Below are 12,993 nucleotides of genomic sequence, written 5' to 3'. Positions count from 1 at the left end.
ATCACTCCTCGAGAAGAGACGTACGCAGTGGCTTACCGGCCATCGCGGCCCGGTAGGCCTCGACGGCTGCCTTCGCATCGGCGTCGAGCACGGCCGGGATCTGCACCTCGACGGTCGCGAGCAGGTCACCCACGGTGCCGTCTGCGCGCCGGAATCCCTTGCCGCGGACCCGGAACGTACGACCGTTGGGGGTCCCGGCAGGAATCCGCAGCGTCACCGGCGAGCCGGACAGCGTCGGCAGCTTGGCCTCCGCACCGAGCGCCAGCTCGTCGAAACCGACCGGCACGTCGATGGTGAGGTTGTCGTCCTTGCGCCCGAAGACACGGTGTGGCGTGACGTGCACGGTGACGTAGAGGTCACCGGCCGGGCCGCCGTTCTCGCCGGCCGCGCCCTTGCCCTTGAGCCGGATCCGCTGGCGGTCCTTGACCCCGGCGGGGATGCGCGCCTGGATGGTGCGCGCGGAGGTGCCGCGGCCGGAGCCGTGGCAGGTCGGGCAGGCCTCGTCGTAGATCAGTTGACGGCCACCGCAGCGCGGGCAGGTCTCGTTCATCGAGAACGCGCCGCCCACGGAGTTGACCACGTAGCCCGCACCCTCGCACTCGGGGCAGACCCGCGGCTTCGTGCCGGGCTTGCCGCCGGTGCCGTTGCAGTCGGGACAGGCGGCGTCGGAGGTCAGCCGCAGCGAGATGGTCACGCCGTCGAGCGCGTCGGTGAACCCGATCGTGGCGCTCGTCTCGACGTCGGCACCCTTGATCGGCCGAGCCCTCGGGGCCGTACGCCGCCCACCGAAGCCTCCACCGGCGCCACCGCCGAACAGGTCGCCGAACATGTCGCCGAGCCCACCGGTCTGAGCACCGCCGCCACCGAAGAGGTCCTCGAAGTTGTAGCCGCGGCCGCCGCCACCGAAACCGCCCGGGAAGCCGCCGGTGGCACCCAGGGTGCGCACCTCGTCGTACTTCTTGCGTTTCTCGGCGTCCCCGACGACGTCGTAGGCCTCGGCGACCTTCTTGAACTTCTCGTGCTTGGCCTCGTCGCCCGGGTTGGAGTCGGGGTGGTTGGCCCGCGCGAGCTTGCGATAGGCCTTCTTGATGTCGTCGCTCGAGGCGTCCTTCTTGACACCCAGCTCGGCGTAGTAGTCCTTGTTGATCCAGTCCGGCCGGATCCCGTCGTTCTCAGCCACCTAGCCCCTCCTCCCTTCTTCTCGGTGGCCGAGCCTGCCGGTCTCCCGGCAGGCTCGACCACCCATCGTTGTCACTCCGGGTCACTCCGGGTCGACGACCAGGACCTGCGCGGCCCTGACCACCCGGTCGCCGATCATGTAACCGGCCTTGGCGACCAGCTTGACCGAGGTCTCCTCGACCTCCGGGTCGGTGCCCATGTGGCTGAGCGCCTCGTGACGGTTGGGGTCGAAGACGTCGCCCGGCTCACCGAACTTCTTCAGACCCAGGTTGGTCACGATCTTCTCGAGCTGGTCGGCGACGGCCTTGAAGCCGCCCTCGACCTCGCCGTGCTCGCGGGCACGGTCGATGGTGTCGAGCACCTCCACGATCGGAGTGAGCACCTTGTAGGTCGCGTTCTGCGAGACCAGCTCGCGGTCACGGTCGACCCGCTTCTTGTAGTTGACGTACTCGGCCTGGAGACGCTGCAGGTCGGTGGTCAGCTCGGCGACGCGCTTGTCGACCTCGTCGGCGGCGTCGCCCATGAGGTCCACCTCGCTCTCGTCCTCGATGATCACGTCTGCCTCGTCCTCGGTTTCGTCGTCCTCGTCCTTGTCCTCGTCGTCGGTCGACTCCTCGATGGCCTCCTCGTCGGAGGCCTTCGTGTCGGAGCCGGCGTCGGCGGAGCCGTCCGAGTCCGAGGCGTCGCCGTCAGCAGCGTCCACCTCGGAGCCCTCGGTCGACTCCTCGCCAGCCTCTGTCGCAGTGTCGGTCTCGGGCGGCGGGGACTCGGAGGTCGTCTCCTCGACGACCTCCTCCGCCCCGCCGGGGCGGCGCTTGGTCACTTCTTGTCGCCCTCTTCGCCCTCGACGGGCTCGTCGACGATCTCGGCGTCGACGACGTCGTCGTCGGCCTCGCCGGTGGCGCCGGTGGCACCGCCGGCAGCGGACTGCTCGGCCTCGGCCGCGGCGTACATGGCCGCCCCCATCTTCTGCGAGGACTCACCGAGCTTGGTGATCGCGGTCTGGATGGCGTCCTTGTCGGCCTCGGTGTCCTCGAGGACCTTCTTCAGCGCGTCCAGGTCGGCCTGCACCTCGGTCTTCACGTCGTCCGGAACCTTGTCGCCGGAGTCGGTGATGAACTTCTCGGTGGTGTAGACGAGGCTGTCGCCCTGGTTGCGGATCTCGATGGACTCGCGACGCTTGGCGTCCTCCTCCGCGTACTGCTCCGCCTCCTTGACCATGCGGTCGATGTCGTCCTTCGACAGCGCGGAGCCGCCGGAGATCGTCATGGACTGCTCACGGCCCGAGGCCTGGTCCTTGGCGGAGACGTGCACGATGCCGTTGGCGTCGATGTCGAAGGTGACCTCGATCTTCGGCACGCCACGCGGCGCCGGCGGGAGACCGGTGAGCTCGAAGTTGCCCAGCGGCTGGTTCTCCGACCACATCGGGCGCTCGCCCTGGGCGACCTTGATCTCGACGCTCGGCTGGTTGTCGTCAGCCGTGGTGAAGATCTCGGAGCGCTTGGTCGGGATGGTGGTGTTGCGCTCGATCAGGGTGGTGAAGACACCGCCCTTGGTCTCGATGCCGAGGCTCAGCGGGGTGACGTCGAGGAGCAGGACGTCCTTGACCTCACCCTTCAGCACGCCGGCCTGCAGCGCGGCACCCACGGCGACGACCTCGTCGGGGTTGACGCCCTTGTTGGGCTCCTTGCCACCGAGCAGGCTCTTCACCAGGTCGGTCACGGCGGGCATACGGGTCGAACCACCGACCAGGACGACGTGGTCGATGTCCTTGAGGGCGACGCCGGCGTCCTTGAGGACCGACTCGAACGGCTTCTTGGTGCGGTCGAGCAGGTCCGCGGTGATCTTCTGGAACTCCGCCCGGGTCAGGGTCTCCTCGAAGTGGAGGGGGCCGGACTCACCGTGGGTGATGTAGGGCAGGTGGATGGAGGTGTTCTGGCTCGAGGAGAGCTCGATCTTCGCCTTCTCGGCGGCCTCCTGGAGGCGCTGCGCGGCGATCTTGTCCTTGGACAGGTCGACGCCGTTGGCGGCCTTGAACTTGTCGACCATCCACTTGACGATCGCGTTGTCCCAGTCGTCACCACCGAGGTGGTTGTCACCGGAGGTCGCCTTGACCTCGACGACACCCTCACCGATCTCGAGCAGGGACACGTCGAACGTGCCGCCGCCGAGGTCGAAGACGAGGATGGTCTGGTCGTCGCCCTTGTCGAGGCCGTAGGCCAGCGCGGCGGCGGTCGGCTCGTTGACGATGCGGGAGACGTTGAGGCCCGCGATCTCACCGGCCTCCTTGGTGGCCTGGCGCTGCGCGTCGGAGAAGTAGGCCGGCACGGTGATGACCGCGTCGGTCACCGTCTCACCGAGGTAGGCCTCGGCGTCGCGCTTGAGCTTCTGCAGGACGAACGCGCTGATCTGCTGCGGCGTGAAGTCCTTGTCGTCGATGGTCACCTTCCAGTCGGTGCCCATGTGACGCTTGACCGACTTGATCGTACGGTCGACGTTGGTGACGGCCTGGCGCTTGGCGACCTCGCCGACCAGCACCTCACCGGACTTGCTGAACGCGACCACGGAAGGCGTCGTACGGGCGCCTTCGGCATTCGCGATGACGGTGGCCTCGCCACCCTCCAGAACCGAGACGACCGAGTTGGTGGTCCCGAGGTCGATACCGACGGCACGTGCCATCTTTGCTACCTCCGCTTGTTGAAGCTGTGTGTATGTGGATCCGGGGAGCCCGGAAGACTGGTTGGTCTGCGCCGACCCCGCGGCTGCTGCCGCCGAGTGTTGCAAACAAGTTGAGTCGGTTCAACTCAACTTCGTTCACTGTCCACAACGAAGACCCTACGCCCCCTATTCCAGCCCGCCGGAATCAGCCCGAGTCGGCTCGTCCTGACCGGAAACCACGTCGAGCCGGCTCGTCATGACGAGCCGACTCGACGTGGACGGGTCAGAAGGACGGGATCCAGTCGAAGGTGTCCGGGTTGGGGCCGGAGCGGCCGGACTCGCCCTTGTCGAGGGCCGCGAGGGCGGCGACCTGGTCGGCGCTCAGCTCGAAGTCGAAGATCGCGAGGTTCTCCTCGAGCCGCTCGCGGCGTACGGACTTGGGGAAGACGATGTCGCCACGGTCGATCTGCCAGCGGAGCAGGACCTGGGCGGGCGACTTGCCGTGCGCGGAGGCGATCTCGGCGACCACCGGGTCGGTGAGCTCGCCACCGCCCTGGCCGAGCGGCGACCACGCCTCGACCTTCGCACCGTGGGCCAGGGACGCGGCGCGCGCGGCCTCGTTGGCGAAGTAGGGGTGGACCTCGATCTGGTTGACCGCGGGGGCGACGCCGGTCTCGGCGACGATCTTGTCGAGGTGGTCGGGCTGGAAGTTGGAGACGCCGACGGAGGTGGTCAGGCCCTCCTCGCGGAGACCGACGAGGGCCTCCCACGTCTTCGCGTACGTCCCGTCGTACTGCGTCGGCAGCGGCCAGTGGATCAGGAACAGGTCGACGCGGTCCAGGCCGAGCAGCTCCAGGGACCGCTCCAGCGATGCCTTCGCCTTGGCCGGGTCGTGCTGGGAGTTGTTGAGCTTGGTCGTGACGTAGACGTCCTCGCGGGCGAGGCCGGCGCTCTTCAGCGCGGCCCCGACACCGGCCTCGTTCTGGTACATCTGCGCCGTGTCGATGTGGCGGTAGCCGACCTCGAGGGCCTGGCTCACCACCTGCTCGGTCTCGTCCTGGGGGACCTGCCAGACGCCGAGACCGAACTGCGGGATCGAAGTGCCGTCGTTGAGCTTGATCGTGGGAACCGTCATGTCCCCATACAACCAACCGAGTCCAGGCCTATTCCAGCCTCAGCCGATCGTCACGCTCACCACGTTGGAGAAGGCGCCGGCGTCGATGTCCTTCATCCGGAACTTGTGCTTCCCGGTCCGCCCGGACTGGATCACGGTGGAGAACTGCTCGCCGGTGACCGGAACGTCGGGGATGCCGAACTCCTCCCAGCCCTGGCCGTCGTTGCGCTCCAGGCGGAGGATCGCACCCTCGCCGCCGGGGTAGATCCCGCTGATGTCGATCCGCTCCATCGGCTTCGCCTGGACGGTGCCGACCTGGAGGGTGATCTCCTTCGCCGGCTTCTCATCGGTGGACTTCGACGGCGACGGGCTCGTCGAGGTCGTGGCCGCCTTCTTCTCGGGAGCGCTGGTGGGCGAGGCGCGCAGCGTGATCGCCGGACCCGACGCGGTCTTGGTCGGCTTCGGCGAGGGGGCGTAGAGCGAGGCGCCCGCATCGGGGTCGGTGGCCGGGTCTTCGGCGGTGCCACCGCCACCGAGACCCATGACGTTGGCACCGACGAACATCGCGATCCCGACGATCAGTCCCACCCCGACCGCCACCGCTATCAGGGCGGTGACACCGGCCGCGATCGGGTGCTGCTGACCCTGCTTCACATCTGCTCCTCAACGTGCCGCCACAGCCGTCCCCGTCGACCCGTGTGGTGATGGTGACAATTGAGCCACACGTTTACATCGCACACCACGAATTCAGCTGATCAGCTGCTGCCTGCGCGCGATCGCCGCCGCCTCGGTGCGGCTCCCGGCCCCCAGCTTCCCGAGGATGTTGGAGACGTGCACGGAGACCGTCTTCGTCGAGATGAACAGCTGCTTGCCGATCTCGCCGTTGCTGCGCCCTGCGGCCACCAGCGTGAGGATCTCGCTCTCGCGCGGCGTGAGCGCCGTCGACGCCGCCGGCTGCTGCTTGACCGCCGTCGCGCCGAGCGACCGCAGCTCGTCGAGCAACGGCTGCAACCCGAGCCGCTTGGCGGTCTCCCTGGCCTTGTCGGCGGTCGCCCGTGACGCGGCCACGTCGCCGGTGGCGCGCTGGATCGCTGCGTACGTCGTCCGGACGGCGGCCAGGCCCGGAACGTCGCCGTAGGCCTCGACCTGCTGCTCCGCGCGCGCCCACGCGGCCAGGAGCGACTCCTGCGGCGGGGCGTCGATGCCGGCCAGCCAGTGGACGCGAAGCACCTCGGCCTCCAACCGCGCGGTCCAGGCGCGGCCCTCCGGGCCCCACTCCCCGGGCTGATACTGCGCGACCACCTGCTCGCCGTCGCTGTGCAGCCCGTCGACGGCCTCGACCAGCGCCGGCCACTGCGCCGCCGGCAGCGAGGGCAGCATCTGCGCGATCGCCGAGGCGGCCACGACCGCCAGCCGGACCCGGCCACCGAACCACTCGGTCCAGAACTGGGAGAGGGTCTCGACCGTGTCCGCGTAGACCGCGAGAACCCCGGCGTGGTCTCCGGCGCGGCCCGCGTCGACCATCTCCACGGTGGCGCCGTAGAGGGCGATCAGGCCCTCCTGCGTCCAGAACGAACGCAGTGCTCGCGCCGCCTCACCGACCGACGCCCCCTGCGCCTGCTCCATCATCATCCGGAGCATGTCGAGGAGCGCGACCGGGATCGGCGGTGCGTCGGGCAGGTTGCCACCGGTCAGCGCCATCGCCTCGTCCCACTCCCCCAGGACCATCTGGATGCGGACGATGTCGGCGCGGGCCGCGGCGGCGTAGGGCGACCACTGCAGCGACTCGCCGCCGGCGTCGTCGATGACCGCCCGGAACCACCTCAGCGCCTCCGTGTAGTCGCCGGCCTCGTCGTAGGAGCGGCCGAGGGTGAACAGCCCCCGGCTGACCGCGTACGTCGACCCGACCTGCCGCGCCTGGTCGATCGTCTCGCGCAGCACCTGACGGAAGCCCTCGACCTTGTCGCCGCCACCGCGGCCGGTGCGGACCTTGAGCATCGACAGGCTGGTGGCCATGTCGGAGGCGAGCTTGGAGAGGCTGTGCCGCTCGGCGATCTCGATGCCCTCGAGACCGACCGCCTCGGCCTCCTCGCTGCGGCGGAAGGTGACCAGCGTCCGGGTGCGCACGGCGAGCACGGCGCAGCGCGCCTTCGGCTCGGCATCGTCGGGCAGCGCGACCATCGCGTCGCGGGAGTGGGTGAGCGGGTCGCCGTTCTCCATGGCGAGAGCCGCCTCGGCGCGAGTCGCCAGCAGCAGCGCACGGCCGACGGACGGCTCCACCGGGATGGCATCGAGCCGTTCGGCGAGGATCGCGTCGGCGCGCGAGGGCAGCCCGGCAAGGATGAGAGTGTCGGCCGCGCGCTCGTAGACCCGATCGAGGTCGACCGCTGCCGCCTTGGCGACCTTCGGGTCCGCAGCGAGGCCGAGCGCCTTCTCGTAGTGGTGGGCGGCCTCGCCCACGCCGCTGACGTTGCGGGCCTCCTCCGCTGCGGCGATGCGGGCACGCAGCGCGGTCGCGAGGTCGCCGGCGTGCTTGGCGTGCAGCGCCAGCTCGGCGGCCGCGCCCAGTCCGGGCGTCTCCTTCAGCACTTCGGCGAACCGGGCGTGCAGGCGCACCCGCTCGCCGGGCAGCAGGTCGTCGTAGACCGCCTCGGCGAGCAGCGCGTGGCGGAACGTGTAGCGCGAGCCGGTCGGCTCCAGCACCTTCTGCTCGACCGCGGTGCGCAGCGCGTCGTCGAGCTCGTCGGTCTTCATCTCGGTCACCGCGGCGAGCAGCTCGTGGGTGACGCGGCGTCCAGCGATCGACGCGGTCCGGACCACACTTCTGGCCGCGCCGTCGAGCCGGTCCAGACGCACGAGCAGCAGGTCGGCGAGGTCGACCGGGAGGTCCTCGTCGCAGCCGGCCTGGACCAGCTCCTCGACGAAGAAGGCGTTGCCCTCGGCGCGGCGTACGACCCGCTCGGCGTCGACCTTGCCGGGAGCCAGCTCGTGGACCAGCAGGCGCACCGACTCGTCGGAGAGCGGCTCGAGCACGATCCGCTCGACGTCGGGCAGCCGGCCCCACTCGCCCACCTGGCGGCGCAGCGGGTGCCGGCGGTGGATGTCGTCGGCCCGGTAGGAGGCGACCATCGCGACCGGGCCGTCGTAGGGACGGGTGAAGAGGTAGGTCAGCAGGTCGCGGGTGGACTGGTCGGCCCAGTGGGTGTCCTCGACCACGACCAGCAGCGGCGCCTTCTCGGCGGCCGCCTCGAAGAGGGTGTGGACGGCGTCGAAGAGCTGGCCCCGGTCGGTGCCCGACGCGGCGGCACCCTGGTTGGCGCCCATCACGCGACGTACGGGCCTGAGCCTGGCCAGCGCGGGATAGTCGGCCGCCACCCGCTCGACGACGTCGGGCAGGTCGGCGACGATGCGGTCGAGGATCTCCGAGAACGGCATGTAGGCCACGGCGCTCTCGCCGAAGTCGACGCAGTGCCCGGCATGCACCTGCCAGCCGTCGGTCACCGCGCTGTCTCGCAGGGCGGTGAGCAGGCGCGTCTTGCCGACGCCGGCGTCACCGGCGAGGAGGACGTGCTGGCGTCGAGCGTCCGTCGAGGCGACTCCGAGCAGCCCGGTGAGGGTCTGCAACTCCGAGTCGCGACCTACGAAGGACCGAGCACTTTGCGCCATGTCCCCTATCATCGCGCCTCCGGGCCCGGGATTCTCCCGCATTACCGACCTCCGAGGACTCAGTTGTGTATCGAGTCCATCCGGCGCGGACGACGGCGCCTCACCTGGCGGGCGAGACGGTCGGCCGCGGTCGCGCGGCGAATGCTCTGCTGGCGGTACGCCACCTCGGCGTCGTAGCTGATCTGGCTGCTGTAAGTCATGCATCCAGACTCGGCCCCTGAGGTAGTGCAACGCATGAGGCGCCTGCCTTAGGTCCAGGTCAGAGGTGCCTCAGGAGGTCGTGATCCGTATCACTCCACGAGCCCGCGACGCCGTCCGATGGCCGCGGCCTCGGTGCGCCCGGAGGCGCCGAGCTTGGCCAGGATGTTGGAGACATGGACCGAGACGGTCTTGGTGGAGATGAACAGCTGCTTGCCGATCTCGCCGTTGCTCCTCCCGGCCGCGACCAGGGCGAGGATCTCGCTCTCCCGCGCGGTCAGCTGGCCGGAGGGACCCGCCGCGGAGCGCAGTGGTGTGGTGCCGAGAGTGAGCAGGTGGTCCAGGAGCGGCTGGGCACCGAGCCGCTTCGCGGACTCCCGAGCCTGGTCGGCCAGCTCCCGCGCACCGGCGGTGTCGCCGCCGGCGCGGAGGATCTCGGCGAGCCGGGCGCGGGACCAGGCGAGCTCGTGGACGTGCGGGAAGGCCGTGAAGGCGGCGACGCTCGCTCGCCACGCGTCGACGAGCTCGGCCTGGTCCGGAACGGCGATACCGGCCAGCCAATGGGCCCGGAGCCCTTCGGCCCGCAGCCGCGCCGACCACGCCTGACCCTCCAGCCCCCAGGGCTGCTTCGACCGGGCGGGCCGCCTGCCCTTCTCGATGATGCGGTCGACCTGCGCCATCACGTCGGGGCGCTCACCAGCGGAAAGAGCCGGGATCGCCGCGCTGATCGCACCGACGGCGATCGCCGCGAGCCGGGCGTGAGCGCCGAACCACTTGCCCCAGCCGGCCGTGAGGGCCGCAACGCCTGCCTCGTACGCCTCGACGACCGCATCCACGTCCCCACGGGCCCCGGCGGCCCTGATCTCCACCGGCACCGACTCGCTGGCGGTGGCCACCTCCTGCTTCCACGACGGCCGCAGTCGCCGTGCCTCCGCGCCGACATCGGCGCCGCGGGCCTGCTCGATCATCAGCCGCTTGGACTCCAGCCACGGCCACAGCGCCGGCGGGATGCCGTACGCGTCGGTGAGCGCGAGCGCCTCGTCCCAGCGGCCGGCGGTGTGGAGATAGTCGAGCCAGGCGATGCGAGCGTCGAACGAGTAGGGAGCCCACGGGACGCCTCGGTCCACGCCGAGCTCGAAGGCACTGCGGTAGGTCTCGCCGGCCTCGTCGAGCCGGTCGGCGGCGTCGAGAGCGAAGCCGAGCTGGATCCGGCCACGCAGCTCCGGATGGAGCGCGCCGACCTTGGCGGCTCTGGCCACGGCCTCGCGCAGCGGCTCGATCCAGGCCTGCGGCGGGCGACCCCACGACCCGGCCAGCGTCACCGCCACCTCCGCAGCGAGACCGGTCCGGCCGAGCTCCTCGGCCAGCGCCAGCGCCTCCCGGCCGGCTCTCTCGGCGTCGTCGTGACGGCGGGCGATCATCAGCTCCCGGGCGTACGCCGCGAGCAGCCGCGCGCGCACGATCGGCGGGGCGTCCTCGGGAAGCTCGGCCATCGCCGCCTCCGCGATCTCCCCCACCCGGACGTCGTTGACATAGGCGAAGCTGGTCTCGATCTCGACCGTCATCAGCTGCGCGCGCCACAGGCCGGGCGCGTCGGCCGGAAGCGATTCCCGCTGCTCACGGGCCAGTTTGCCGGCGCGGTCGGCGTGCCCGGCGGCCACCATCGCGTCGCTGGCCTTGACCACCAGGTCGACGAGTCGCTGGGTGTCGTGGTCGGAGCCCGCGCGGCCGGCGAGCAGGGCGATCGCCTGCTGATAGTGCTGGGAGGCCTCGTCGGGACCACCGGTGGCCGCGGCCTCGTCACCGGCCGCGATCCCTGCGCTGAGCGCGGTCTCGTGATCGCCGGCAAGGCGAGCGTGACGCGCGAGACCTGCCGCGCTGCCGGTCGTGAGGTCACCCGTCAACGCCTGGACATAGCGCTGATGGAGCCTGACCCGTTCGCCCGGGAGCAGGTCGTCATAGACCGCCTCGCCGAGCAGGGCGTGCCGGAAGACGTAGTAGCCGTCCTCGCGCGGCACCAGGATGGCGCGCTCGATCGCCTGCCTCAGCCCGGCGTCGAGCGTGGCGCGGTCGAGTCCGGCGACGGCCTCGAGGAGCTCGTCGCTGACGTCGCGACCGGCGGCGCTGGCGGTGTCGACCACCTCGCGAGCGGTCGCGTCGAGCTGGTCCAGCCTGATCAGGAGCAGGTCGGCGAGGTCCCAGGGCAGCTCGTCGGCGCCCGCGGCCTGGACCAGCTCCTCGACGAAGAATGCGTTGCCGTCGGCGCGGCGTACGACGCTCTCGACATCGATCTCGTCGGCGAGCTGACCGGCGAGCTCGGCGACCAGGACGCGTACGTCATCGTCCGAGAGCCGCCCCAGGTGGAACCGCTCGACCGACGGCAGCCGGGTCCATTCCGCGAGCTGGCGGCGCAGCGGGTGGCGGCGGTGGAGGTCGTCGGCACGGTAGGACGCGACCATCGTCACCGGGCCGTCGAAGGGTCGGGTGAACAGGAAGGTCAGCAGGTCGCGGGTGGACTGGTCGGCCCAGTGGGTGTCCTCGACCACGACCAGCACCGGCGCCTTCTCGGCCGCATGCTCCAGGAGCGCATGGATCGCGGCGAAGAGGTTGCCTCGGTCGAGCGCCTCCTGAGCGGCCGGGTCAGCCCCGCCGAGTGCACGGGCGACGGGCGCCATCCGCAGGAGCGCCGGATGTACGTCGGCGACCTGCGCGACCACGTCGGGCAGCGCGGTGGTGATGTTGTCGAGGATCTCGGTGAAGGGGAGGTAGGCCTCGGCGCTGTCGCCGAAGTCGAGACAGTGACCGACCAGCACCTGCCTGCCGTCCCCGGCGGCGCGGGCACGGAGCTCGCGCAGGATCCGGGTCTTCCCGACACCGGCGTCGCCGGCGAGGAGGACATGCCTGCTCGCCCCCGGCTTGGCGGTGCCGTCCGGACCGGCCAGCCCCACCAGGCTCGTCAGGGTCTCCAGGTCCGCGTCGCGGCCGACCAGCCTCTCGGCACTCTGCGCCATGGGCGCAATCATCGCGCCATCGGACAACCCTTCGTCCACATTTCCGTGGCCCGGACATGGAACAACGCCGAGCCGGATCTCTCCTGCTCGGCGTTGTGGGTCCCGCGCCCGCATCTCAGCGGGTGCGGTTGCGTCGGGTCGAACGAGCCTCGCTGGCCCGCTGGCGCTTGGCCAGGTCCTTCTGGATCTGCTGGCGGCGGTACTTGACCTCTGCTTCGTAACCTACGGTGCTGTACATCTCGATCTCCTGGTGAGTTGCCCTGCTGGGCTGTCCTGCTGACATCGAGAAGACTCCTCCGCTGAGGTAGGTGCCCGGATCGGTCGCGCGCCTTACTTTCCGACCTCAGCCCCGGCCCGACCGCCTTAGACGACAGACTGGGCCTATGGAGTTCTCCGAGGTCGTACGTCGCCGCAAGATGGTCCGCAGCTACACCAGTGATCCGGTCGACCCCGAGGTGATCGACAAGATCCTCCACAACGCCACCCGGGCGCCGTCGGCGGGCTTCTCCCAGGGCTGGGCCTTCCTCGTGCTCGACACCCCCGAGGACGTACGCCGCTACTGGGAGGCCACGGCCGACGTGGACGACCCCGACAGGTGGCTGACCGGGATGATGACGGCTCCGGTGATCGTCATCCCGTGCTCCTCCAAGGCCGCCTATCTGGACCGCTACGCGGAGCCCGACAAGGGCTGGACCGATCGCGACGAAGCCCACTGGCCGATGCCGTTCTGGCACATGGACACGGCGATGGCGACCATGCTGATCCTGCAGACCGTGGTCGACGAGGGCCTCGGCGCGCTCTACTTCGGCATCCCGCCGGAGTCCGACGCCGCCGTCCGCAAGGCGTTCGACATCCCCGACGACTTCGACCCCATCGGCGCCGTCACCATCGGCCATCCCGCCTCCGGCGGCGCCAAGGGCTCCCCCACCCGCCGCAAGCGGGCCCCGCTCGAGGAGGTCGTCCACCGCGGCCGGTGGTGAGGGGGGGGTGGATGTTCGTCTAGGTATGCAGACGAACATCCACTTCCCCAGCGGAGTTCCACGAGGGGAGTGACGGTTCGGCTGCGTACCTTGACCAACATCCCCCGGGCCGCTGACCATCCACATGGGCATCTCACGCACGGGTTATCCACACGCACCCGGATCGGGCTGGAAACGCAGTCGCGAC

At 70.2% G+C, this 12,993-nt stretch carries 10 protein-coding genes; 1 reads left to right on the top strand and 9 read right to left on the bottom strand.

From position 1 onward, the window contains the following. Position 1: 1 nt before the first annotated feature. From OG984_RS23630 to OG984_RS23590, 9 genes are all read right to left on the bottom strand, one after another. Positions 2-1,180, bottom strand: a complete 1,179-nt coding sequence (locus OG984_RS23630; protein ID WP_328528623.1) for a DnaJ C-terminal domain-containing protein — start codon at positions 1,178-1,180, stop codon at positions 2-4. A gap of 81 nt (positions 1,181-1,261) precedes the next feature. Further along, positions 1,262-2,002, bottom strand: coding sequence for a nucleotide exchange factor GrpE (grpE, locus tag OG984_RS23625; RefSeq protein ID WP_328528622.1), 741 nt, complete (start codon positions 2,000-2,002; stop codon positions 1,262-1,264). Next, positions 1,999-3,858, bottom strand: coding sequence for a molecular chaperone DnaK (gene dnaK, locus OG984_RS23620; protein WP_328528621.1), 1,860 nt, complete (start codon positions 3,856-3,858; stop codon positions 1,999-2,001). Before dnaK ends, grpE begins: the two co-directional genes overlap by 4 nt. 262 nt (positions 3,859-4,120) lie before the next feature. Continuing rightward, on the bottom strand, positions 4,121-4,972 hold the full coding sequence (locus OG984_RS23615) for an aldo/keto reductase (RefSeq protein ID WP_328528620.1): 852 nt from the start codon (positions 4,970-4,972) through the stop codon (positions 4,121-4,123). Positions 4,973-5,011: 39 nt separating this feature from the next. Further along, positions 5,012-5,605 carry a hypothetical protein gene (locus OG984_RS23610; protein ID WP_328528619.1) on the bottom strand — a complete coding sequence of 198 codons (594 nt, stop codon included), beginning with the start codon at positions 5,603-5,605 and terminating at the stop codon, positions 5,012-5,014. A gap of 93 nt (positions 5,606-5,698) precedes the next feature. Continuing rightward, the gene (locus OG984_RS23605; RefSeq protein ID WP_328528618.1) at positions 5,699-8,617 is read right to left on the bottom strand and encodes a helix-turn-helix transcriptional regulator; all 2,919 of its coding nucleotides are present in this window, start codon (positions 8,615-8,617) and stop codon (positions 5,699-5,701) included. Between the two features lie 59 nt (positions 8,618-8,676). Continuing rightward, on the bottom strand, positions 8,677-8,817 hold the full coding sequence (locus OG984_RS23600; RefSeq protein WP_328528617.1) for a hypothetical protein: 141 nt from the start codon (positions 8,815-8,817) through the stop codon (positions 8,677-8,679). Positions 8,818-8,907: 90 nt separating this feature from the next. Continuing rightward, a complete protein-coding gene (locus tag OG984_RS23595; RefSeq protein ID WP_328528616.1) occupies positions 8,908-11,826 on the bottom strand; it encodes a helix-turn-helix transcriptional regulator in 2,919 nt (972 codons plus the stop codon). Between the two features lie 115 nt (positions 11,827-11,941). Continuing rightward, positions 11,942-12,064, bottom strand: a complete 123-nt coding sequence (locus tag OG984_RS23590; RefSeq protein WP_328528615.1) for a hypothetical protein — start codon at positions 12,062-12,064, stop codon at positions 11,942-11,944. A gap of 145 nt (positions 12,065-12,209) precedes the next feature. On the opposite strand from OG984_RS23590, the gene OG984_RS23585 reads away from it, so the two are divergent. Continuing rightward, positions 12,210-12,806: a nitroreductase family protein gene (locus OG984_RS23585; RefSeq protein WP_328528614.1), complete on the top strand. Its 597-nt coding sequence runs from the start codon at positions 12,210-12,212 to the stop codon at positions 12,804-12,806. The last annotated feature ends 187 nt before the right edge of the window (positions 12,807-12,993 follow it).

The organism is Nocardioides sp. NBC_00368, assembly GCF_036090055.1.
In the GTDB taxonomy this organism is placed as follows: domain Bacteria; phylum Actinomycetota; class Actinomycetes; order Propionibacteriales; family Nocardioidaceae; genus Nocardioides.
The sequence above is the reverse complement of the archived record's forward strand: the minus strand, read 5'-3'. Positions and strand labels throughout refer to the sequence as shown.

What these genes read in the sequence shown, in the direction of transcription:
- OG984_RS23600 (WP_328528617.1), bottom strand. Translation starts at nt 8,817, where the DNA reads ATGACTTACAGCAGCCAGATCAGCTACGACGCCGAGGTGGCGTACCGC.
- OG984_RS23585 (WP_328528614.1), top strand. Translation starts at nt 12,210, where the DNA reads ATGGAGTTCTCCGAGGTCGTACGTCGCCGCAAGATGGTCCGCAGCTAC.
- OG984_RS23590 (WP_328528615.1), bottom strand. Translation starts at nt 12,064, where the DNA reads ATGTACAGCACCGTAGGTTACGAAGCAGAGGTCAAGTACCGCCGCCAG.
- OG984_RS23595 (WP_328528616.1), bottom strand. Translation starts at nt 11,826, where the DNA reads ATGGCGCAGAGTGCCGAGAGGCTGGTCGGCCGCGACGCGGACCTGGAG.
- OG984_RS23615 (WP_328528620.1), bottom strand. Translation starts at nt 4,972, where the DNA reads ATGACGGTTCCCACGATCAAGCTCAACGACGGCACTTCGATCCCGCAG.
- OG984_RS23605 (WP_328528618.1), bottom strand. Translation starts at nt 8,617, where the DNA reads ATGGCGCAAAGTGCTCGGTCCTTCGTAGGTCGCGACTCGGAGTTGCAG.
- dnaK (WP_328528621.1), bottom strand. Translation starts at nt 3,858, where the DNA reads ATGGCACGTGCCGTCGGTATCGACCTCGGGACCACCAACTCGGTCGTC.